At 62.6% G+C, this 21,287-nt stretch carries 16 protein-coding genes; 5 read left to right on the top strand and 11 right to left on the bottom strand.

What is annotated here, in order from left to right:
• Nucleotides 1-92 precede the first annotated feature (92 nt).
• From copA to ybaK, 3 genes are all read left to right on the top strand, one after another.
• Entirely contained in the window at nucleotides 93-2,804 is a 2,712-nt protein-coding gene (copA, locus tag EKL15_RS08290; protein ID WP_203089238.1) for a copper-exporting P-type ATPase CopA, read from the top strand.
• Nucleotides 2,805-2,937: 133 nt separating this feature from the next.
• Complete coding sequence (locus tag EKL15_RS08285) at nucleotides 2,938-3,744, top strand: TraB/GumN family protein (protein WP_060423470.1); 807 nt, start codon at nucleotides 2,938-2,940, stop codon at nucleotides 3,742-3,744.
• 228 nt (nucleotides 3,745-3,972) lie between these two features.
• The gene (ybaK, locus tag EKL15_RS08280) at nucleotides 3,973-4,452 is read left to right on the top strand and encodes a Cys-tRNA(Pro)/Cys-tRNA(Cys) deacylase YbaK (protein WP_197785957.1); all 480 of its coding nucleotides are present in this window, start codon (nucleotides 3,973-3,975) and stop codon (nucleotides 4,450-4,452) included.
• 10 nt (nucleotides 4,453-4,462) lie between these two features.
• Here the strand turns inward: ybaK and dacB are convergent, their stop codons facing one another.
• Together dacB and ushA are read right to left on the bottom strand one after the other, a co-directional pair.
• Nucleotides 4,463-5,929, bottom strand: coding sequence for a D-alanyl-D-alanine carboxypeptidase/D-alanyl-D-alanine-endopeptidase (gene dacB / locus EKL15_RS08275; protein ID WP_203089237.1), 1,467 nt, complete (start codon nucleotides 5,927-5,929; stop codon nucleotides 4,463-4,465).
• Nucleotides 5,930-6,078: 149 nt separating this feature from the next.
• Nucleotides 6,079-7,731: a bifunctional UDP-sugar hydrolase/5'-nucleotidase UshA gene (gene ushA, locus EKL15_RS08270; protein ID WP_070914135.1), complete on the bottom strand. Its 1,653-nt coding sequence runs from the start codon at nucleotides 7,729-7,731 to the stop codon at nucleotides 6,079-6,081.
• Nucleotides 7,732-7,909: 178 nt separating this feature from the next.
• Between ushA and EKL15_RS08265 the strand changes: the two genes are divergently transcribed.
• Complete coding sequence (locus EKL15_RS08265; RefSeq protein WP_203089232.1) at nucleotides 7,910-9,130, top strand: MFS transporter; 1,221 nt, start codon at nucleotides 7,910-7,912, stop codon at nucleotides 9,128-9,130.
• A gap of 245 nt (nucleotides 9,131-9,375) precedes the next feature.
• On the top strand, nucleotides 9,376-11,067 hold the full coding sequence (gene ybaL / locus EKL15_RS08260; protein WP_004940247.1) for a YbaL family putative K(+) efflux transporter: 1,692 nt from the start codon (nucleotides 9,376-9,378) through the stop codon (nucleotides 11,065-11,067).
• A 58-nt stretch (nucleotides 11,068-11,125) separates the two neighbouring features.
• Here ybaL and EKL15_RS08255 read toward each other — a convergent pair whose 3' ends face one another.
• The 9 genes from EKL15_RS08255 to EKL15_RS08215 form a co-directional block, all read right to left on the bottom strand.
• On the bottom strand, nucleotides 11,126-12,430 hold the full coding sequence (locus tag EKL15_RS08255; protein ID WP_049199930.1) for an inosine/guanosine kinase: 1,305 nt from the start codon (nucleotides 12,428-12,430) through the stop codon (nucleotides 11,126-11,128).
• Nucleotides 12,431-12,520: 90 nt separating this feature from the next.
• A complete protein-coding gene (gene hemH / locus EKL15_RS08250; RefSeq protein WP_004940253.1) occupies nucleotides 12,521-13,483 on the bottom strand; it encodes a ferrochelatase in 963 nt (320 codons plus the stop codon).
• 119 nt (nucleotides 13,484-13,602) lie between these two features.
• The gene (locus EKL15_RS08245) at nucleotides 13,603-14,766 is read right to left on the bottom strand and encodes a glycerate kinase (protein WP_060440558.1); all 1,164 of its coding nucleotides are present in this window, start codon (nucleotides 14,764-14,766) and stop codon (nucleotides 13,603-13,605) included.
• A gap of 9 nt (nucleotides 14,767-14,775) precedes the next feature.
• Nucleotides 14,776-16,041: a GntP family permease gene (locus EKL15_RS08240; protein WP_149571623.1), complete on the bottom strand. Its 1,266-nt coding sequence runs from the start codon at nucleotides 16,039-16,041 to the stop codon at nucleotides 14,776-14,778.
• Nucleotides 16,042-16,160: 119 nt separating this feature from the next.
• Nucleotides 16,161-17,294: a sugar diacid recognition domain-containing protein gene (locus tag EKL15_RS08235; protein ID WP_203089218.1), complete on the bottom strand. Its 1,134-nt coding sequence runs from the start codon at nucleotides 17,292-17,294 to the stop codon at nucleotides 16,161-16,163.
• A gap of 166 nt (nucleotides 17,295-17,460) precedes the next feature.
• Nucleotides 17,461-18,105 carry an adenylate kinase gene (gene adk, locus EKL15_RS08230; RefSeq protein WP_004940261.1) on the bottom strand — a complete coding sequence of 215 codons (645 nt, stop codon included), beginning with the start codon at nucleotides 18,103-18,105 and terminating at the stop codon, nucleotides 17,461-17,463.
• 202 nt (nucleotides 18,106-18,307) lie between these two features.
• Nucleotides 18,308-20,173: a molecular chaperone HtpG gene (gene htpG / locus EKL15_RS08225; RefSeq protein WP_049199924.1), complete on the bottom strand. Its 1,866-nt coding sequence runs from the start codon at nucleotides 20,171-20,173 to the stop codon at nucleotides 18,308-18,310.
• Nucleotides 20,174-20,317: 144 nt separating this feature from the next.
• Nucleotides 20,318-20,923 carry a recombination mediator RecR gene (gene recR / locus EKL15_RS08220; protein ID WP_004940263.1) on the bottom strand — a complete coding sequence of 202 codons (606 nt, stop codon included), beginning with the start codon at nucleotides 20,921-20,923 and terminating at the stop codon, nucleotides 20,318-20,320.
• Nucleotides 20,923-21,252: a YbaB/EbfC family nucleoid-associated protein gene (locus EKL15_RS08215; protein ID WP_025301790.1), complete on the bottom strand. Its 330-nt coding sequence runs from the start codon at nucleotides 21,250-21,252 to the stop codon at nucleotides 20,923-20,925. The genes recR and EKL15_RS08215 overlap by 1 nt, the downstream gene beginning before the upstream one ends.
• Nucleotides 21,253-21,287 lie beyond the last annotated feature (35 nt).

Below are 21,287 nucleotides of genomic sequence, written 5' to 3'. Positions count from 1 at the left end.
TACCCTTGCTGGAAGGTTTAAGCTCCATTCTTAGTGAAAACAGGTCAGGCGGTCAACCTTTAAACACCGCCCTTTAAGCAAGGAGTTCAATCATGTCACACACCACTATGCTGGCATTGCAGGGGCTGTCCTGCATGAACTGCGCGCAGCGGGTGAAAAAAGCCCTGGAAAGCCGCAGCGATGTCGAACAGGCGGACGTTAACGTGCATTACGCCAAAGTGACCGGCGACGCGCCGGACAGCGCGCTGATCGACAGCGTGATCGCCGCCGGCTATCAGGCCGAAGTCGCGCCGCACGCCGATACCGAACTGCAGCTGAGCGGCCTGAGCTGCATGCACTGCGTCGGCACCACCCGCAAGGCGCTGGAAGCGGTGCCGGGCGTGTTCGCCGCCGATGTCGCTATCGACGGCGCGAAAGTATACGGCGATGCCGATCCGCAGGCGCTGATCGCCGCGGTGGAAGATGCCGGCTATCACGCCAGCGTAGCGGGCGCCGTCGCCCCAAAAACTGAGCCGTTGACTGACGCAACACCTTCGTTGCCGGACGTTCAGCCAGCGGCGCAATCTCCCCTTCCGGCAACCGACGGCGCGGACGACAGCGTACAGCTGCTGCTCAGCGGCATGACCTGCGCCAGCTGCGTCAATAAAGTGCAGCAGGCGCTGCAAAGCGTTCCCGGCGTAGAGCATGCGCGCGTCAACCTGGCGGAACGCAGCGCGCTGGTGACCGGCGCCGTCGATGCGCAGGCGCTGGTGGCGGCGGTGGAAAAAGCCGGCTACGGCGCCGAAATGATTCAGGATGAAACCGAACGCCGCGAGCGCCAGCAGCAGACCGCACGCGCCAACATGAAGCGCTTTAGCTGGCAGGCGGCGCTGGGTCTGGCGTTGGGTATCCCACTGATGGCCTGGGGGCTGTTAGGCGGCAGCATGACGCTGACGCCGGAGACCCAGCGACCCTGGCTGCTGGTCGGCGTCATCACCCTGGCAGTGATGGTGTTCGCCGGTGGGCACTTCTACCGCAACGCCTGGCGCGCGCTGATGAACGGCAGCGCCACCATGGACACCCTGGTGGCGCTCGGCACCGGCGCTGCCTGGCTTTACTCGATCGCCGTCAACATTTGGCCCGATTTCTTCCCGATGGAGGCGCGCCACCTCTATTACGAGGCCAGCGCGATGATCATCGGTTTGATCAACCTCGGCCATGCGCTGGAGCAGCGCGCCCGTCAGCGTTCTTCGCAGGCGCTGGAGCGGTTGCTGGATCTGACGCCGCCTACCGCGCGGTTGGTAACCGACGACGGCGAGCGCGATATTCCGCTGGCGGAGGTGCAGCTCGGCATGACGCTGCGGCTGACCACCGGCGATCGCGTGCCGGTCGACGGTGAAATCGTGCAGGGTGAAGTCTGGCTCGATGAAGCGATGCTGACCGGCGAAGCGGTGCCGCAGCAGAAAGGTGCCGGCGATACGGTGCATGCCGGGACGGTGGTCGACGACGGCAGCGTGCTGTTCCGCGCCGCCGCTATCGGCAGCCAAACCACGCTGGCGCGCATCATCAAACTGGTGCGTCAGGCGCAGAGCAGTAAACCGGCGATCGGCCAACTGGCCGACCGCGTCTCGGCGGTGTTCGTGCCGGCGGTGGTGGCGATCGCCCTGTTCAGCGCGGCGATGTGGTACTTCTTCGGTCCGCAGCCGCAGCTGGTCTACACGCTGGTGATCGCCACCACGGTGCTGATCATCGCCTGTCCGTGCGCCTTGGGATTGGCGACGCCGATGTCGATCATCTCCGGCGTCGGCCGCGCGGCGGAGTTCGGCGTGCTGGTACGCGACGCCGACGCCCTGCAGCAGGCCAGCCAGCTGGACACCCTGGTGTTCGACAAAACCGGCACCCTGACCGAAGGGAAACCGCAGGTGGTGGAGATCCTGACCTTCAATCAGGTCAGCGAGCAGCAGGCGATCGGCTGGGCCGCCGCGCTGGAGCAAGGTTCCAACCACCCGCTGGCGCGCGCCATCATGGAACGCGCCGCCGGGCAAACGCTGCCGCAGGTCGCGCAGTTCCGCACCCTGCGCGGCGCCGGCGTCAGCGGGGAGATCGATGGCGTGCCGGTGCTGCTGGGCAACGCCGCGCTGCTGGAGCAGCATCAGGTTGCGACCGCCGAACTGGAAGCGCCGATGCGCGCCCAGGCCGAACGCGGCGTGACGCCGGTGCTGCTGGCCGTTAACGGTAAACCGGCCGCACTGTTCGCCATTCGCGATCCGCTGCGCGAGGACAGCGTCGCGGCGCTGCAGCGCCTGCACCAGCAGGGCTATCAGCTGGTGATGCTGACCGGCGACAACCCGGTGACCGCCAACGCCATCGCCAAAGAAGCCGGCATCGATCGGGTGATTGCCGGGGTGCTGCCGGACGGCAAAGCGGCGGCGATCAAGCAGCTGCAGGCGCAGGGCCAGCGCGTGGCGATGGTCGGCGACGGCATCAACGACGCCCCGGCGCTGGCGCAGGCCGACGTGGGCATCGCGATGGGTGGCGGCAGCGACATCGCCATCGAAACCGCCGCCATCACCCTGATGCGCCACAGCCTGCACGGCGTGGCGGATGCGGTAGCGCTGTCGAAGGCCACCCTGCGCAACATGAAGCAGAACCTGTTCGGCGCCTTTATCTACAATACGCTGGGTATCCCGATCGCCGCGGGCGTGCTCTACCCGCTGACCGGCACGCTGCTTAGCCCGGTAGTGGCAGGCGCGGCGATGGCGCTGTCGTCGATTACCGTAGTCAGCAACGCCAACCGGCTGCTGCGTTTTAAACCCAGGAAGTGATCGCCGGGGCGCCGTCATGGCGCCCCGCTGTTTTCCGGGCTTTCCTGCGCGGCGGATAGCGTTTAGCATGAATGACGATTTTCCCTCGCCTTTCATGCTGAAACGCGCACCCGTTATTCAGGAGCCACGCCGTATGGGTCAACTGTTACGCCGCCTCGCCGCCTTTCTCGGCCTGATCTCGCCCAAACGTTACGCTTATCCGGCGTTGGACATCACTCTGCCGGGCGATCGTCGGCTGCATCTGGTGGGCAGCATCCATATGGGCACCGTCGATATGTCGCCGTTGCCGCCCCGGCTGGCCGCCCGGCTGCAACAGGCCGACGCGCTGATTGTCGAAGCCGATATCACCGATTCCGCCTCGCCTTTCGACCACGCCGAGCTGCAGCCGGCGCTGGAACAGCGCCTGTCCGCCGAAGAATATCAACGGCTGCTGGCGCTGTGCCATGAGCTGGGCGCCGATCCATACGCCTTCGCCACCCTGCCCGGCTGGCAGGTCGCGCTGATGATGCAGGCGCGCCAGGCTCAGCGCCTGGGGCTGCGGGCAGAGTACGGCGTGGACTATCAGCTGCTGCAGGCCGCCCGGGCGCAGGACAAACCGGTGATCGAGCTGGAAGGGGCGCAGCAGCAGCTGGCGATGCTGGAACAGCTGCCGGAAGGCGGCATTGCGCTGCTGCGCGATACGCTGGAGCACTGGCACACCAACGCGCGGCTGCTGCAAACCATGGTGAGCTGGTGGCTGGACGCCAAACCGCGCGGCACGCTGGACACCCTGCCCGCCACCTTCAGCGCCGGGCTGTACGACGTGCTGATGCATCAGCGCAATCGCGACTGGCGGCGTCAGTTGGAGGCGCTGCCGGCCGGGGACTATGTGGTGGCGGTTGGCGCATTGCACCTGTACGGCGAGGATAACCTGCCGGCGATGCTGCAGCCGCAGGGCTAAAAAAGAGGCCAATATCGCTATTGGCCAGTCAAAGAGGAATTTCTTGTATTCTAGTTATACGCATAGCAACCGTGTTAACGGTTACAGTAAACAGGGTAGCAACCCGGTGAATATCTTGGCAACCCGCTTTATGTAACAGCCGCTCAGGTTGCCGGGCAGGTCGGATTTTTGTATTTTTAAAGCTGGTTATCACCCTTCCCCCGCAGGGGGCATTCTGGACAACACATCATGACGCCCGCAGTCGTTCTGCTCGAAAAACAAAAGGTCACCTTTACCCTTCATCCGTATCACCACGACAGCGACGAAACTAATTTCGGCGACGAAGCGGTGAGAAAGCTGGGGCTGGATGCCGATCGGGTTTACAAAACCTTGCTGGTGGCGCTGAACGGCGACGCCAAACACCTGGCGGTGGCGGTCACGCCGGTCGCCACCCAGCTGGATCTGAAAAAGGTCGCCCGCGCCCTCGGCGCCAAAAAGGCCGAGATGGCCGATCCGCAGCTGGCGCAGCGCGTCACCGGGTATCTGGTGGGCGGCATTAGCCCGCTGGGGCAGAAAAAACGGCTGCCGACGGTGATCGACAGCCCGGCGCAAACGTTCGCCACCATCTACGTTTCCGGCGGCAAACGCGGGCTGGACATCGAGCTGGCCGCCGCCGATCTGTGCCGCCTGCTGGCCGGCAGCTTCGCCGACATCGCCAAGCGCGACTGACGCCGCGCGCTCAGCGGCACACTACCGTGGCGTCACAGGCCGCCAGCGTCTCGACCAGGCGGTCCTCCAGCGCCTTCACCTCCGCGCCGGGCACCAGATAGTTGTTGCTGATGATGGCGAACGCCAGCGGCCGTCCGGTCGCCGAGTCGACATAGCCGCTGAGCGACGAGACCCCGGTCATGGAACCGCTCTTGGCGTGGGCGCGGCCCGCCGCCGCCGTCTTCACCATGCGGCTCTGCAGCGTACCGCCCACCAGCAACCCCGGCTGGCCCGCGATGGGCAAGGCGTTATACCAGGCGGCAAACCACGGCTGTTTCCTGGCTGCCAGCAGCAGCGTCGTCAGCTGCTGCGCCGTGATTTGGTTCATGCGCGACAGCCCGGAACCGTCTACCTGACGGTACGCGCCGGCCGCGATGCCCTGGCTTTGCACAAACTGGCCGATCGCCTGCAGGCCGGCGGCCCAATCCCCCTTGCCCTGCGTCTTGCGGCCCATCGCCTTGGTCAGTACCTCGCCGTAACCGTTGTTGGACACCTTCAGGAAGGTGACGGCCAGGCGAGAGAGCGGCGGCGAGGTTTTTTCGGCCAGCAACCGGGCATCGGCAGGGGTCACGCCCTCTTCCGCGTTACCGCGCAGCGTGATGCCGTGCGCGCGCAGCGCATGTTGCAATAAGGCGCCGATCACGCGGGCCGGTTGATCGACGGTGATCAATCGCGAGCGGGTCTCCGCCTGCGCGGCGATGGTGCCGCTGACCACGATTCGGTTGCTGCCCGGCTGGCGATCGAACGTCAGTGCGGTGTCGCCGCCGGTGGTGGTGCGGTTGACCAGCGTCACCGCGTCATTGACGGGATAGAAACCCACCCGCCCTGGCGCACCGGCGCGGGCACCCGGCTGCACGTCCACCCGCACCACGTTGATATCGCCACCGGGGGTAAAGGCGTAGTTCAGCGCCGAGATCGGCGCGCCGAAAGCGAAGGGTTCGTCGTCCCAGCTCCAGCCGGCGCCGAAGGGCGTTTGATCGAACGCGCTGGCGTCCAGGATCAGCCGCCCATGAATATGGCGAATGCCGCGCTGCGCCAGCGTGGCGGCGAAGGTGTCGAGATCGTCAGGGTGCAACGTCGGATCGCCGCTGCCCTGCAGATAGAGATCCCCCTGCAAGGTGTCGCCGCGCTGCTCGCCGGTGGTCAGCAGCCGGGTTTCAAACCGGTAATCCGCCCCCAGCACGCCGAACGCCGCCAGAGAAGTGAACATCTTCATGTTGGAAGCCGGCGCCAGGCGCTGCTGCGCGTGCGCCTGATACAGCACGGTGCCGCTGTCGGCATCACGCACCATCACGCCGCTCGACGCGCCAACCAGCGCCTTGTCTTGGCCGATGGCCGCCAGCGCCTGGCTGAGCGTTTGCTCATGGCGTTGGCCGGATGACGAACACCCCGCCAGCGCCAGGATGGCGGGCAGCAGCCAGCCTGCGGTTTTCAACATGTCATCTCCCTGCTTGCGTTATCAAAACCAAATTGTTGCTCAGGCTATCATTGGAAGGCGGCGGCGGCGACTTTTGCGTGCGTTTGAAGGAGGATTTCGGCGGGAAAACAGGCGGCCTGCCCATGGGGAGCAGGCCGCTGCGGTGGCGATTAGCGATAAACGATCTCGCCCTTCGGTTCATAAGCCGCCGCATCCAGCGGCGAGTGTTTCTCGATGTACTGCTTGAGCACCTCGGCATCGATAAAGCCGGTGTTGACGTAGCTCGGCAGCCCGTCCAGCTTCGGATAGCCGTCGCCGCCCAGCGCGTTGAAGTTCAGCGTCGCCATGCGGTAGGTTTTATCCGCCTGCAGCGGTTGGCCGTTGATCTTCACCTCGCTGACGCCCTTGCCGTCCGCCACCAGGCTGACGTTGGCGAACTGGGCGTAGGCGCCGGAATCCGGCTTCATGTTGGCCACTACCGCCAGGTACTGCTCAACCTCGCGGCCTTTCATATCGACATGCACCAGGGTGTTGCCGAACGGCTGTACCTTGAGCACGTTTTTGTAGGTGATATCGCCGCTTTCAATGGAATCACGCACCCCACCGCCGCTCATCACCGCGAAGTCGGCATCGGCGCGCTCCCTCTGCGCGGCCAACATCACCCGCGCCAGGTTGGTTTGCACGAAGCGCACCTTGCTGCGATCGCCCTCCAGCTTGCCGTTAACGCTGCCGATCTTCACGCTCAGCTGCTCCTTGCCCTTCTCCTGGAACGGCGTCAGCAGCTTCATCATGGTCGGATCTTCCGCGATCTGCTGGGTGTAATACACGCGCTCGCTGGTGCCGTCCGCCTTCTCCACCTTCTTCTTCAGGTTCACCGGGATCAGCTGATAATGCACCAGCTTCAGCTCACCGTTGCGGAATTCGAAGTCGGCGCGGCCCACGTATTTGCCCCACTCATGCGCCTGCACGATCCAGGTGCCGTTCTGGCGATCCGGCGAGCACGGCGTGCCCGGCACATAATCCACCTGCTTACGGTTGTCGCCGGCCATGCACACCGGATCCTGCGAGTGGCCGCCGACGATCATGTCGAGATACCCGGCCGGCAGGCTGCGCGCCATCTCCACGTCGCCCGGCGCGTTGGAGCCGTGTTCGCCGTTGTCATAGTGCCCCATGTGGGTAGCGGCGATGATCACGTCCGGCTTCTCGTCCTTGCGCAATTGTTCCACCACCCGCTTCGCCTCCGGCGCCGGCACGCGGAATTCAATGTCGGTAAAGTACTCTGGGTTGCCCATTTTCGCGGTGTCGTCGGTCGTCAGGCCGATCACCGCGATCTTGATGCCCTGCTTGTCGAACAAGGCGTAAGGCTTGAACAGCCGCTGGCCGGTGCTTTTCTGATAGATGTTGGCGGACAGCAGCGGGAAGGTCGCCCATTTTTCCTGCTGGCGCAGTACGCTCAGCGGGTTGTCGAATTCGTGATTGCCGATCGCCATCGCGTCGTACCCCACCAGGTTCATGCCGCGGAAGTCCGGCTCGGCGTCCTGCAGATCCGATTCCGGCACGCCGGTGTTGATATCGCCGCCCGACAGCAGCAACAGGCTGCCGCCCTGCGCCGCCACTTCCTGACGAATGCCGTCCACCAGCGTTTTCTGCGCGCCCAGGCCGTATTCGCCGTGATCGTTCTGCCAGAAGTGACCGTGATGATCGTTGGTGTGCAGAATGGTGATGGCGTAGGTCTTATCCTTTTCCCAGGCACTGGCGGCCCCCGACAGCAACGTCAGGGAAACGGCCAACGCGCATGCGGTGGTTTTCAGCGAAAAGCGCATGGCGGATCTCCGTGTATTAAATGGCTTTTATGATGAGGGCGAAATTGTAGCGCGAATTAATGACAGCTGATTTCAAATTTTTGCGATGTGAGTCTGATTATTTCAGATATGGTAAAAATTGCGCGCCCTGCCTAAGATGTCATCTCTGTGCTCAACAACTTATCAGGCTAATAATAATATGACCGACAGTAGCCAAAGCGCGATGCCGCCCGCCAAGGGCAGCGCGGTGAAGGGAACCGCCTTCTCCATCCTTGGCGCCATCAGCGTGTCTCACCTGCTCAACGATATGATCCAGTCGCTGATCCTGGCGATTTACCCGATCCTGCAAGCCGATTTTCACCTCAGCTTCGTACAGATCGGCATGATTACCCTGACCTATCAGCTGACGGCCTCGCTGCTGCAGCCGCTGATTGGCTATTACACCGATAAACACCCGCAGCCTTACTCGCTGCCGATCGGCATGGGCTTTACCCTGTCCGGCCTGCTGCTGCTGTCGGTGGCGAGCACCTTCCCGCTGGTGCTGCTGGCGGCGGCGCTGGTGGGCACCGGCTCATCGGTGTTCCACCCGGAATCCTCGCGCGTGGCGCGCATGGCCTCCGGCGGGCGGCATGGCCTGGCACAGTCGCTGTTCCAGGTCGGCGGCAACTTCGGCAGCTCGCTCGGCCCGCTGCTGGCGGCGCTGATCATCGCGCCTTACGGCAAGGGCAACGTCGCCTGGTTCACGCTGGCGGCGCTGCTGGCGATCGTGGTGTTGCTACAGGTCAGCAAGTGGTATCAACATCAGCACCGGGCAACTAAAGGGCAGCCGAAAAGCCCGTCGCTGCTGAAACCGCTGCCAAAACGTACCGTTGCCTACTCGCTGGGCATCCTGCTGGTGCTGATTTTCTCCAAATATTTCTATCTGGCCAGCATCAGCAGCTATTACACCTTTTATCTGATACATAAGTTCGGCGTTTCGGTGCAGAATGCACAGATTCACCTGTTCGCCTTCCTGTTCGCGGTGGCGGCAGGTACCATTATCGGCGGGCCTCTCGGCGACAAGATAGGGCGTAAATATGTTATTTGGGGCTCCATTCTCGGCGCCGCGCCGTTTACCCTTATTTTACCCTACGCATCCCTGTATTGGACCGGCATTTTGACGGTGATCATCGGGGTTATTCTCGCCTCGGCGTTCTCCGCCATCCTGGTCTATGCGCAGGAGCTGATCCCCGGTAAAGTCGGCATGGTTTCCGGCTTATTCTTCGGTTTTGCTTTCGGTATGGGTGGATTAGGTGCGGCAGTTCTTGGTTATGTCGCCGATTTGACCAGTATCGAGCTGGTCTACCAAATCTGTGCTTTCCTGCCGCTGATCGGCATTATCACGGCGCTACTGCCCAATATGGAGCATAAAGCGCAATAACCCCGCTGAATGCCCGGATGAAATTATTTATTCATCCGGGTTATCCCACGGATAAACCAATGTTATTTGGCTTATCTGACACAAAATCTCCTCATTGCCGTGCCTTAAGTGAAATCCTCTGCTTTTTTACAAAAAAGGCCAAATTAGCCAAGCAAGCCGCGAACAAATGCAATAAACTAAATGTATCTTTTCGTAACTTTGTTGCGTTTCTCCCGTGCCGCGATGCATAGCCAGAAGGAGTATGGATGCATAATTCAACACCGCTCATCACCACCATCGTCGGAGGGTTAGTACTCGCCTTCCTCCTCGGCATGCTGGCGAACCGCCTGCGCATCTCCCCTCTGGTGGGGTATCTGGCCGCAGGGGTGCTCGCCGGCCCGTTCACCCCCGGTTTCGTCGCCGATACCTCACTGGCGCCGGAACTGGCGGAAATCGGCGTTATCCTGTTGATGTTCGGTGTTGGCCTGCACTTCTCTTTGAAAGACCTCCTCGCAGTAAAATCTATCGCCATTCCCGGCGCCGTGGCGCAGATAGCCGTCGCTACCCTGCTCGGTATGGGGCTGTCCAAGCTGCTCGGCTGGGATCTGATCTCCGGCCTGGTGTTCGGCCTCTGCCTCTCCACCGCCAGCACCGTGGTGCTGCTGCGTGCCCTGGAGGAACGGCAGCTGATCGACAGCCAGCGCGGGCAAATCGCCATCGGCTGGCTGATCGTAGAAGATTTGGCGATGGTGCTGACGCTGGTCTTGCTGCCCGCCTTCGGCAACATGCTGGGCAACGACAACGCCAGCAGCAGCCAGCTGCTGATGGAGCTGGCGCTGACCATCGGTAAGGTCATCGCCTTCATTGCGTTGATGATCGTGGTCGGCCGCCGCCTGGTGCCGTGGATCCTGTCGAAAACCGCCAGCACCGGCTCGCGCGAGCTGTTCACCCTGGCGGTATTGGCGCTGGCGCTCGGCATCGCCTACGGCGCGGTGAAGCTGTTCGACGTCTCCTTCGCGCTGGGCGCCTTCTTCGCCGGCATGGTGCTGAACGAGTCCGAACTGAGCCACCGCGCGGCGCACGACACTCTGCCGCTGCGCGACGCGTTCGCGGTGCTGTTCTTCGTCTCGGTCGGCATGCTGTTCGATCCGATGATCGTGATTAACGAACCGCTGGCGGTGCTGGCGACGCTGGCAATCATCGTGTTCGGCAAATCTGCCGCCGCGTTCCTGCTGGTGAAAATGTTCGGTCATTCCAAGCGCACCGCGCTGACCATTTCCGCCAGCCTGGCGCAGATCGGCGAGTTCGCCTTTATTCTGGCGGGCCTCGGCATCGCGCTCGGCATGATGTCGGAACACGGGCGCAATCTGGTGCTGGCCGGCGCCATTCTGTCCATCATGCTCAACCCGCTGCTGTTCACCCTGCTGGAGCGCTATCTGGCCAAAACCGAAACCATCGAAGAGCAAATTCTCGAAGAGGCGGTGGAAGAAGAGAAGCAGATCCCGGTGGACATGTGCAACCACGCGCTGGTGGTCGGCTATGGCCGTGTCGGCAGCCTGCTGGGCGGCAAACTGGCCGAGGCGGGCATTCCGCTGGTGGTGATCGAGAACTCCCGCCCACGGGTGGAAGCGCTGCGCGAACAGGGCATCAAGACGGTGCTGGGCAACGCCGCCAATCCGGAAGTGATGGATCTGGCGCGGCTCGACTGCGCGCGCTGGCTGCTGCTGACCATCCCCAACGGCTATGAGGCCGGCGAGATCGTCGCCTCGGCGCGCGCCAAGCGGCCGAACATCGAGATCATCGCCCGCGCCCACTACGACGACGAAGTGGCCTACATCACCGATCGCGGCGCTAATCAGGTGGTGATGGGCGAACGGGAGATCGCCAACAGCATGCTGAACATCCTGCAGCTGGACACCCTGAGCGAAGAAGAAAAAATGGGCGGCTGTCCGATCTGAAGCGCCACGGCGCACAAAAAAAGGTCCGGCATTGCCGGACCTTTTCTTTTTCAGCGGGTTAACGCTCCCAGTAGGACTCTTCCAGGCTGTCTTCCCGCTCCGGCAGGCCACGGGTGAGGCGCGGCGAATGCTGGTTCAACACCTGGTAGCTGACGCGGTTGGCGTATTTGCACACCTGCGCCAGGGAGGAATAAGTCAGGTAGCTGCGCACGTGCTTGCTGGAATTCGGCACGTTATGGCGGTGATAGCCGTTGGCGGCAATATCGTGCAGCAACGCCGACAGCGCGCCGTCGCCGGCGCCGTTGGTGTTCATGATCCTCTCCGGCCCGCCCATATACGGCGCGATGTGCGAATAAACGCGCAGCGGATTTTCACAGTGTTCACGGCGCATGGCGCGGCTGAATTCGTAGCGGTTGAACTCGGCGATATGCCCCGGCAGCAGCGGGTGCTGGGTCTGGCGCTTGTTGGCCTCTTCGGTGTAGCCCGCCATATACAGGCCGTTCGGCCCGGCGGTGCACAGCACCAGATCCACCCACTCCAGCGCCATGTCCGAGGCGGTCAACGGATCGCTCAGCCCGGTCAGCTCCAGCGCTTCGTCTTCGTTCATCGCCAGAATCGTCACGTTTTCCTTCAGGAAGTCGCGCCACCACTGCGGGTTGTCGGCGATCACGTACTTGGTGCCCAGCGTCAATACCACCGGCACGTCGTGTTTTTTGGCGTATTCGATCGCCTGCAGAGTGGCGGCCTTCATCGGCTCCCCTTCCTTGCAGCGCACAAGATAAGAGCTCAGCACCAGCGCCGACGCGCCGGCGATCACCTCTTCAGGAATGCTTTCCGGGCGCAGCTGGTTCATCTGGCCCGGGTTGATGGCGAAGGTGCGCTCGCCGCTCTCGCCAATCAGCGTGAAACAGCGGCCGATGGCGCCATCAACGCCCTGCAGATAGTTAAGATCGGTACGGCTGGAGGTATTGCACAGGTAACGGTAGGCATAGCTGCCGATTTTCACGTTGCTGCACATCACGCCGAGCAGCACCGAGCGATCGTCCGCCAGCACCGAATAGTTGTGCATGGTATTGCCGATGGTGCCGCCGGCGAACTGATGGGTAACCAGGTTGTTGTCATTCAGTTCCTGATACAGCGCCTCGGCGACGTCGTCTTCGATCACCAGAGAGTGGCCCAGGCTCAGGCCGTAGCGCTGGACAAAAGCGTCGTCCACTTTCGCCTCGATATCCACCAGCGTCTGATCGATGCCGACGATATACGAGGTGCTGATTTCACTTTCGGGCTGGGCCTGCTGCAGAAGCGGATCGCGGGCGCTCACCGGGAAATAGTGTTTGGACTTGCGTTTACCAGGAAATTTCATGTGATTGGCGGTGGTGACGGTTTAACAAGCGGAGAATGTTAACACATCCCCGCCCGATCACGATGCATCTAATAGACAGATTATGGATGATTACAGGCGCTGTGCCACCAGCTGCTGCATCATATCGATATGCGCCGGCTCGTCGTTCAACGCCGAGATATATTCAAACTTCTCGCCGCCGGCCTTGAGGAAGATCTCGCGGTTCTGTTCTTTGATCTCTTCCAGCGTTTCCAGGCAGTCCGCCGAGAAACCCGGGCAAATCAGCTGAATGTGCTTCACGCCCTGCGCCGGCAGCCCCTTCAGGGTCTCATCGGTGTATGGCGTCAGCCACGGCTCGCGGCCGAAGCGCGATTGGTACGTCATCATCACGCGTTCCGGCGCCAGCGGCAGCGTGGCGCTCAACGCACGCAGGGTGTCCTCGCAGCGCTGCGGGTAGTCGTCGCCCAGGCGCGCATAACGTTTGGGAATACCGTGGAACGACAGCACCAGCCGATCCGGCTGGCCGTGCTCGGCGAACGAGCGCTCCACGCTTTGCTGCAGCGCGGCGATGTAGGCCGGATGTTCGGCGTAATCGCGGATGAAGGCCACAGAAGGCAAACGGCGATAGCCTTTCAGCACCCGCGCCACGCCATCCCATACCGCCGCGCTGGTGGAACAGGAATATTGCGGATAGAGCGGCAGCACCACCAGGTTGGTCACGCCCTGCGCCAGCAGCTTGTCGATGGCTTCCGCCAGGCTCGGCGAGCCGTAGCTCATGCCCAGCTCCACCGGCGTATTCGGCATGCGCGCCGCCAGCGCCCGCTGTTGGCGGCGGCTGTACACCAGCAGCGGCGAGCCCTCTTCCATCCACACCGACTGATACAGCTTCGCCACGCGCGGCGAACGGATCGGCAAGATCGCGCCGTTGAGGATCGGCCACCAGATCAGCGGCGCCGTATCGACCACGCGATCGTCACTGAGGAATTCCTTCAGATAGCGTTTGACCGCCGACGAGGTCGGCGCATCTGGTGTGCCCAGGTTCACCAGCAATACGCCGTGTTTCTCTTGCTTCATCTCAGTTCCCCTCATTTCCTTTCCGGCCGGCATTCCGTTCTGGGTCGGGATGTCAGCAGCCATTAATGCCGGCTATTGTAACGGAAAAGTCCTGCGTCGAAACCGATAACAGCAACAGGCTATGCCTGTGGGCCTTCCCTTTGCGCCAGTTGCCACACCGCCGCCACGTTGCGCGCCGTCACCTGCAGATTGCGATCGGCGTCCGCCAGCGCTTCTTCCAGCGTCACGATGCGGTCGAGCACCGAAAACGCCGCGTCGATGCCGTGTTGATGCACCACCTGGTAATCCGGCGTCAGGCTGCCGGCGATGGCGATCACCGGCACCCCGTGGCGCTTGGCCACCCGCGCCACGCCGATCGGCGTTTTGCCGTGGATCGACTGGCTGTCCAGCCGCCCTTCGCCGGTGATCACCAAATCGGCATCGCGCACCGCCTCATCCAGACGCAGGGTTTCGGTGACGATCTCGATGCCCGGCCGCAAGCGCGCGCTGAGCATGCCGAGCAGCGCCGCCCCCATGCCGCCCGCCGCTCCCGCGCCCGGCTGGGTGAGCACGGCGCGGCCGGTTTCTCGTTCCAGCAGTTCGCCATAGTGATGCAGTGCCGCATCGAGCTGCGCCACCATCTCCGGCGTCGCCCCCTTCTGCGGCCCAAACACCGCCGAGGCGCCCTTTTCGCCGCACAGCGGGTTATCGACGTCGCAGGCGGCGGTTACGCTCACCCGTTGCCAACGCGCATCAAGCCCGGCGAGATCGAGGTGCGCCAGCTGCGCCAGGGCCGCCCCGCCCACCGGCAGCGGCCGGCGATCCTTATCCAACAATTTAACGCCCAGCGCCTGCATCATCCCGGCGCCGCCGTCGTTAGTGGCGCTGCCGCCGATGCCGAGAATGATCGCCTTCACGCCGCGCTCCAGCGCCGCCAGCATCAGTTCGCCGGTGCCGTAACTGGTGGTGATGCGCGGATCGCGCCGGCCGGGCGGCGCCAGATGCAGCCCGGAGGCGGCGGCCATTTCAATCACTGCGGTTTCGCCGTCGCCCAGCAGGCCATAGAACCCCTGCACCGGCTCCCCCAGCGGCCCAGTGACCGTCACCTGGACGATTTCGCCGCCGGTGGCCGCCACCATCGACTCCACCGTGCCTTCGCCGCCGTCCGCCATCGGCAGCTTCACGTAGTGCACCTGCGGATAAATTTGGCGGAATCCCCGCTCGATGGCGTCGGCAACGCCGAGCGCGCTCAGGCTCTCTTTGAAAGAATCCGGGGCAATAACCACTTTTTTCAGCGTTTTCATCACTGTTCCTTATCCCGCCAGGTTAAATACGCCAAACATCAGCGCCGAGATCGTCGCGATGGTGAATCCCACCAGCGTTTCATACGGCAACAGCTTCAGCCGCTCGTGCACCGCCATATTGACGCTGCCGCCGGTAGCGTGGAAGAAGCTGCCGTGCGGCAGGTGATCCAGCACCGTGGCGCCCGCATGGATCATCGCCGCGCCGGCCAGCCCGCTCACACCCAGCTCGAGCAGCGTAGAGCTGAACACCCCGGAAGCCACGGCGGTGCCGGCGGTGGTCGATGCGGTCGCCATCGACATCAGCGCGCCGGACAGCGGCGCCAGCAGCCAGGCCGGCAGCCCGGTGTGCGTTAAGCCGTTAATCAAGACATCCTTCAGCGCCGAGTTGGCGATAATGCCCGCCAGCGTGCCGGTGCCGAGCAGCATGATCGCCACCGGTGCCATGCGCGACAGGCCGGAGACCATAAAATGATTGCACTGGCGGATACGCCCCATCAGCAGCGCGCCCGCCAACCCGCCGGCCGGCAGCGCGATCAGCGGATCGACGGCGATACCGGCGATCGGCCGCAGCGACAGCAGCAGGATCGCCACCAGCGGCGCGCTGATCGCCGCAGCGAAGCCCGGCCGCGCCCCTTCGGCATGCTGAGTCAGCTCTTCGGCCATCACTTTGCTGCCTTTATCGCTCAGGCGACGCGCCAGCAGATAGGCCACCACCAGGCCGCACAGCCCCGGCACGATGCCGGCCATCATTACCGAAGTGAGCGGCACGTGGAAGTTGTCCGCCGCCGCAATGGTGTTCGGGTTAGGTGACATCACGTTGCCGGCCTTGCCACCGCCGATCATCGCCAGCAGGATCGCCGCGCGCGAAATGCCGGCCTTCTGGGCGATCGACAGCGCGATCGGTGCGACGGTGATCACCGCCACGTCGATAAATACCCCCACCGCCGTCAGGATCAGTGTAGCCACCGCCAGCGCCAGCAGCGCACGGGTTTCGCCCACCTTGCGCACGATGGTTTCGGCGATGGTGTGCGCCGCGCCGGATTCGATCAGCACTCCGGCCAGCACCCCCGCCGCCAGAATGCGCATCACGGCGTTGGTGATGCCCTGCGCCCCGCCGATCATCAGCGTTACGGTCTGCACCAGGTCGGCGCCGCCGCATAGCCCGCCCGCCAGCGCGCCGGCGATCATGCCGTAAGCCGGTGGCACCTTGCGTAGAATCAGGACGATGGCGACGGCTAACGCCACCAGCGCCCCCAGCGTGGATACGGTTGTCATTGTTGTTTTCTCCGTGGTTGATGTGCAGGCCAACATATCCCGCGCGCCCGGCGTTGGCCTGAGGGGAAACAACAAAAAATCGCCGGGTGAACGGCGTAGAATTTGTGGGTTGGCACAACTCAGTCGTGCATCAGCATGCCGATATACAACCGCAGAGTGTCGGTTAATTGATTGATTTTCATGCCGGTTATCGCTTCGATGCGCTGCAGGCGATAGCGCAGGGTATTGACGTGGATATGCAGCTGCGCGGCGGTCTGCGTCTGATCACAATTCTGCGAAAAATAGTGGCGCAGCGTGCCGCGCAGCACGCCTTTTTCGTCCTGTTCGCCCAGCGTCCGCCAGGGGCGCCCCAGCTCCTGCGCGCGCCAGTCCTCCCCCAGATCGCACAACAGCGACGGCAGCGGGTAGTCGTGGTAGAACAGCGTGGCGTGACGCAGTTTCAGGCGCTGCGCCATCGCCTGGGTGGCGCGCGCCGTCAGGCTGGAACGGTAGGCGCTCTGCGGATCGTCATAAAAACCGCCGACGATCAAGCGCACCCGAAAGCGGTGTTTGAGTTGGTTTTGCAAACGCTGCGCCTGCTGGCGTTCCAGCTTCAGGCTCCATTCACCCTGCGCCATGCAGGCCGGGCGCAGCAGGGTCATTTCATTGAAGCCGGTAATGGCGATCAACGCATCGCGCTGGGTGGCCTCCAGCTCCGCCAGCAGCTCGCGCAGCAGGTACGGCTGCGCCTCTTGCAGCTCGACGATCCACACGATGCGCGCCTGGCGCAGATCCAATCCCAGATACGCCGCCATCGCTTGCAGCGACGCGGTGTTCGGCTGCGGCTGCAGCAGCTGATTCGCCAGCTCTTCCCGGTAGCGCTTTTCCCACTGGTGCTGATCCAGCAGCGCCGCCTGCTCCACCATCAACTCCGCCGCCATCTTCACCAGCTCGGCGTAGGCGCGCACCTCGGCCGGTTCGCCGGAGATGCCGATCACCCCCACCCGCTGGTTGCGAAAGCTGAACGGCAGGTTGATGCCGGGCCGCACACCCTTCAGATGCTCGGCGGTGGCGCGGTCGATTTCCACCACCCGATTCTCGGCCAGCGCCAGCACCGCGCCTTCATGGCGCTGGAACAGGCGCTGCGGGTTGCCGGAGGCGATGATCACACCGTTGCTGTCCATCACGTTGACGGAATGGCTGATGATGCCCATCGCCCGCTGGACGATCTGGCGCGCGGTGGCTTCCGCCAGAAGATTGGTTTGTCTGAGCATGCCCGGCTCCCTGCTGAGGGTGAAAACGCAGGCTTGTTATACGCCATTTGGCGCGGGCGATTAATGGGCACGGCCGCAACAAGCCGCCGCGATCACAATTTGGCGGGAAAACGGCAAAAAAAAACGCCGGGCCACAGGCCCGGCGTCATGCACAATCCGCTTGCGATCAACCGAGGATGGTCGCCAGCTCTGCGCTCACTTCGGCGACCTTGCGGGTGCCGTCGATTTTGCGGTATTGGGTGTTACCCGCTGCCGCTTCTTTGCTGTAGTAAGAGATCAGCGGCGCGGTCATCTGATGGTATTCCACCAGGCGCTTGCGCACGGTCTCTTCCTGATCGTCCTTGCGCGTGGTCAGCTCTTCGCCGGTCACGTCGTCTTTGCCTTCCACCTGCGGCGGATTGAACTTCACGTGGTATACGCGGCCGGACGGCGCGTGCACGCGGCGGCCAACGATGCGGTCAACGATCAGCTCGTCCGGCACGTCGAACTCCAGCACGAAGTCCACGTTGATGCCGGCTTCTTTCATCGCGTCAGCCTGCGGAATGGTGCGTGGGAAACCGTCCAGCAGGAAGCCCTTGCGGCAATCTTCCTGAGCGATGCGCTCTTTGACCAGCGCGATCACCAGCTCATCGGTCACCAGCTTGCCGGCGTCCATGATCTCTTTCGCCTGCTTGCCCAGTTCACTGCCGGCCTTCACGGCTGCGCGCAACATATCACCGGTGGAGATTTGCGGAATGCCGTATTTCTCCATGATGAATTGAGCCTGAGTACCTTTACCAGCGCCCGGAGCGCCCAGCAGAATGATACGCATTGCGTAAATCCCCTTGCTATGTAGTTTTTATAAAATTGCGAAAACGCTCAACGATACCATTTCAGGGGGGGCAGGCTCAAGGCGCGCGAAGGAAATCGATTGCGGAATGTGCAAAAAAGCGGGCAAGCAAAAGGCGAGAAAAAGCGGGGAAAAATAGGCAATGCGCCCCTAACGGTGCCGTTAAGGGCGCATATCTTCAGCTTTAGGCGGACAGCAACTTATTCATGCGACGGATGAACAGGTTCGGATCCTCCAGCGTGCCGCGTTCAGCCAGCAGCGCCTGATCCAATAACAGGTCGATCCATTCGGCAAAATGTTCGTTATCGCCCACGTCGGATGCTCGTTTGACCAACGCATGCTCCGGATTAAGCTCGAAAATGTACTTCACCTCCGGCGCCTGCTGGCCGGCGGCGGCGAACAGCTTGGCCATCTGGGTGCTCATTTCGTCGGCGTCGGTTACCACGATCGCCGGCGTATCGGTCAGGCGGTGCGTCAGGCGTACATCCTTCACGCGCTCGCCCAGCAGGGTTTTCACGCGTTCGATGAAGGGTTCCAGCTGCTTCTCGGCGGCCTTCTGCTCTTCGGTTTCATCCGCCAATTTATCCAGCGTTTCATCCGCTTTGCTGACCGACTGGAACGGCTTGCCGTCGAACTCGGTCAGGTAGCTCATCATCCACTCGTCGATGCGATCGGACAGCAGCAACACTTCGATGCCTTTCTTGCGGAACAGCTCCAGGTGTGGGCTGCTCTTGGCGGCGGCGTAGCTGTCGGCGGTGATGTAGTAAATCTTCTCCTGCCCTTCCGCCATGCGGCCGACGTACTCTTCCAGCGACACGGTCTGCGCCGAGCTGTCGCCGTGGGTGGAGGCAAAGCGCAGCAGCTTGGCGATCGCTTCCTGGTTGCCGTTGTCTTCCGCCGGGCCCTCTTTCAGCACCAGACCGAACTGCTGCCAGAATTTCTGGTAGCCTTCGGCGTCGTCTTTGGCCAGCTTATCCAGCATCTGCAGCACGCGCTTGGTCAGCGCGCCGCGCAGGTTTTGCGTCACGCGGCTGTCTTGCAGGATCTCGCGCGACACGTTCAGCGGCAGATCGTTGGAATCGATCAGGCCACGCACGAAGCGCAGGTAGTTCGGCATGAACTGCTCGGCGTCGTCCATGATGAACACGCGCTGCACGTACAGCTTCAGGCCGTGCTTGTGATCGCGGTTCCACATGTCCCACGGCGCCTGCGCCGGGATATACAGCAGGCTGGTGTACTCCTGCTTGCCTTCCACCCGGTTGTGGCTCCAGCTCAGCGGATCGGTGAAATCGTGGGCGATGTGCTTGTAGAACTCTTTGTACTCTTCGTCGGTCACGTCCGCCTTGCTGCGGGTCCACAGGGCCTGCGCCTTGTTGATCTTCTCCCAGGTGACGGTGTCGTCCTCTTCGTTTTTGCTTTCGATCTCTACCGGCAAGGCGATGTGATCGGAATATTTGCCGATCACCGAGCGCAGGCGCCAGGCGTCGAGGTACTCATCTTCGCCTTCGCGCAGATGCAGGGTGATTTCGGTGCCGCGGGTCTCTTTGGTGATATCGGCGATGGTGTAGTCGCCTTCGCCGGCGGACTCCCAGAACACGCCTTCGTCATCGGCGGCGCCGGCGGCGCGGGTGCGCACGGTCACTTTGTCCGCCACGATGAACGCCGAGTAGAAACCGACGCCGAACTGGCCGATCAGCTGGCTGTCTTTCGCCTGGTCGGAACCAATGGATTCCAGGAACGCTTTGGTGCCGGACTTGGCGATGGTGCCGAGGTTTTCGATCACTTCTTCGCGGCGCATGCCGATGCCGTTGTCGGCGATGGTCAGGGTGCGCTGCTCTTTATCGAAGGACAAGCGTACGCGCAGCTCGCCGTCGCCGGCGTACAGCTCTGGCGCGGACAGGGCGCGGAAGCGCAGCTTGTCGGCGGCGTCAGAGGCGTTGGAAATCAGCTCGCGCAGGAAAATTTCTTTGTTGGAGTACAGCGAATGGATCATCAAATGAAGCAGCTGTTTTACTTCAGACTGGAACCCGCGGGTTTCTTGACCTTTCATACTCATTGATTACCTCAAAAGACAATGGCTACCAAAATCGAACAATGAGGATCAGATGAGGGTCAGGGTCTTGTTTTTCAAGCGGACGGCGGGAGATTTTTGGCAAAAAAAAGACGGGGCCGAATGGCCCCGTCCGGGAAAACATCAGAACTTGATGGCGTGACGCCCGGCCAGCGAATGCGACAGCGTGGTGCCGTCGACCATTTCCAGCTCGCCGCCCACCGGCACGCCGTGGGCGATACGGCTGGCGAGCACGCCATACTGGCCGCACATCTCGGCGATGTAGTTGGCGGTCGCTTCCCCTTCCACCGTCGGGTTGGTGGCGAGGATCACTTCGGTGATGCTTTCCTTTTCCAGCCGTTGCTCCAGGCGATCCAGACCGATATCGCCCGGACCGATGCCGTCCAGCGGCGACAGATGGCCCATCAGCACAAAGTAGCGCCCGGCGAACTGGCCGGTCTGCTCGATGGCGTGGATATCCGCCGGGCTTTCCACCACGCAAATCTGGCCGTTTTGCTGACGGCGCGGATTGGCGCAGATGGTGCAAACGTCCTGCTCGGTGAAGGTGCGGCAATCGGCACAGTGGCCGATCTCCGACATCGCGCGCGTCAACGCCTGCGCCAGGCGCATGCCGCCGCTGCGATCGCGCTGCAGCAGCTGAAACGCCATGCGCTGCGCCGATTTCGGGCCGACGCCCGGCAGGCAGCGCAGCGCCTCCATCAGGGATTCAAGGAGCGGGCTGGTTTGCATCAGAACGGCATCTTGAAGCCAGGCGGCAACTGCATGCCGCTGGAGACGGAAGCCATTTTCTCTTTCTGGGTCTCTTCGATGCGGCGCGCGGCGTCGTTAAACGCGGCGGCGATCAGATCTTCCAGCATGTCTTTGTCGTCTTCCATCAGGCTAGGATCGATCTCCACGCGGCGGCAGTTGTGCGCGCCGTTGATGGTGACTTTCACCAGGCCCGCGCCAGACTCGCCGGTCACTTCCAATTTGGCGACTTCTTCCTGCATCTGCTGCATTTTTTCTTGCATTTGCTGGGCTTGCTTCATCAGGTTGCCCAGACCGCCTTTACCAAACATAGTCGTCTCTCGTCGCTAGGGCCGCGCACCTCGCG

The organism is Serratia sp. 4542, from assembly GCF_016805595.1.
Taxonomy (GTDB): Bacteria; Pseudomonadota; Gammaproteobacteria; order Enterobacterales; family Enterobacteriaceae; genus Serratia; species Serratia nevei.
The sequence above is the reverse complement of the archived record's forward strand: the minus strand, read 5'-3'. Positions and strand labels throughout refer to the sequence as shown.

What these genes read in the sequence shown, in the direction of transcription:
- htpG (WP_049199924.1), bottom strand. Translation starts at nt 20,173, where the DNA reads ATGAAAGGTCAAGAAACCCGCGGGTTCCAGTCTGAAGTAAAACAGCTG.
- ushA (WP_070914135.1), bottom strand. Translation starts at nt 7,731, where the DNA reads ATGCGCTTTTCGCTGAAAACCACCGCATGCGCGTTGGCCGTTTCCCTG.
- EKL15_RS08285 (WP_060423470.1), top strand. Translation starts at nt 2,938, where the DNA reads ATGGGTCAACTGTTACGCCGCCTCGCCGCCTTTCTCGGCCTGATCTCG.
- EKL15_RS08245 (WP_060440558.1), bottom strand. Translation starts at nt 14,766, where the DNA reads ATGAAAACGCTGAAAAAAGTGGTTATTGCCCCGGATTCTTTCAAAGAG.
- copA (WP_203089238.1), top strand. Translation starts at nt 93, where the DNA reads ATGTCACACACCACTATGCTGGCATTGCAGGGGCTGTCCTGCATGAAC.
- EKL15_RS08265 (WP_203089232.1), top strand. Translation starts at nt 7,910, where the DNA reads ATGACCGACAGTAGCCAAAGCGCGATGCCGCCCGCCAAGGGCAGCGCG.
- ybaL (WP_004940247.1), top strand. Translation starts at nt 9,376, where the DNA reads ATGCATAATTCAACACCGCTCATCACCACCATCGTCGGAGGGTTAGTA.
- adk (WP_004940261.1), bottom strand. Translation starts at nt 18,105, where the DNA reads ATGCGTATCATTCTGCTGGGCGCTCCGGGCGCTGGTAAAGGTACTCAG.
- recR (WP_004940263.1), bottom strand. Translation starts at nt 20,923, where the DNA reads ATGCAAACCAGCCCGCTCCTTGAATCCCTGATGGAGGCGCTGCGCTGC.
- EKL15_RS08235 (WP_203089218.1), bottom strand. Translation starts at nt 17,294, where the DNA reads ATGCTCAGACAAACCAATCTTCTGGCGGAAGCCACCGCGCGCCAGATC.
- EKL15_RS08255 (WP_049199930.1), bottom strand. Translation starts at nt 12,430, where the DNA reads ATGAAATTTCCTGGTAAACGCAAGTCCAAACACTATTTCCCGGTGAGC.
- EKL15_RS08240 (WP_149571623.1), bottom strand. Translation starts at nt 16,041, where the DNA reads ATGACAACCGTATCCACGCTGGGGGCGCTGGTGGCGTTAGCCGTCGCC.
- ybaK (WP_197785957.1), top strand. Translation starts at nt 3,973, where the DNA reads ATGACGCCCGCAGTCGTTCTGCTCGAAAAACAAAAGGTCACCTTTACC.
- dacB (WP_203089237.1), bottom strand. Translation starts at nt 5,929, where the DNA reads ATGTTGAAAACCGCAGGCTGGCTGCTGCCCGCCATCCTGGCGCTGGCG.
- EKL15_RS08215 (WP_025301790.1), bottom strand. Translation starts at nt 21,252, where the DNA reads ATGTTTGGTAAAGGCGGTCTGGGCAACCTGATGAAGCAAGCCCAGCAA.
- hemH (WP_004940253.1), bottom strand. Translation starts at nt 13,483, where the DNA reads ATGAAGCAAGAGAAACACGGCGTATTGCTGGTGAACCTGGGCACACCA.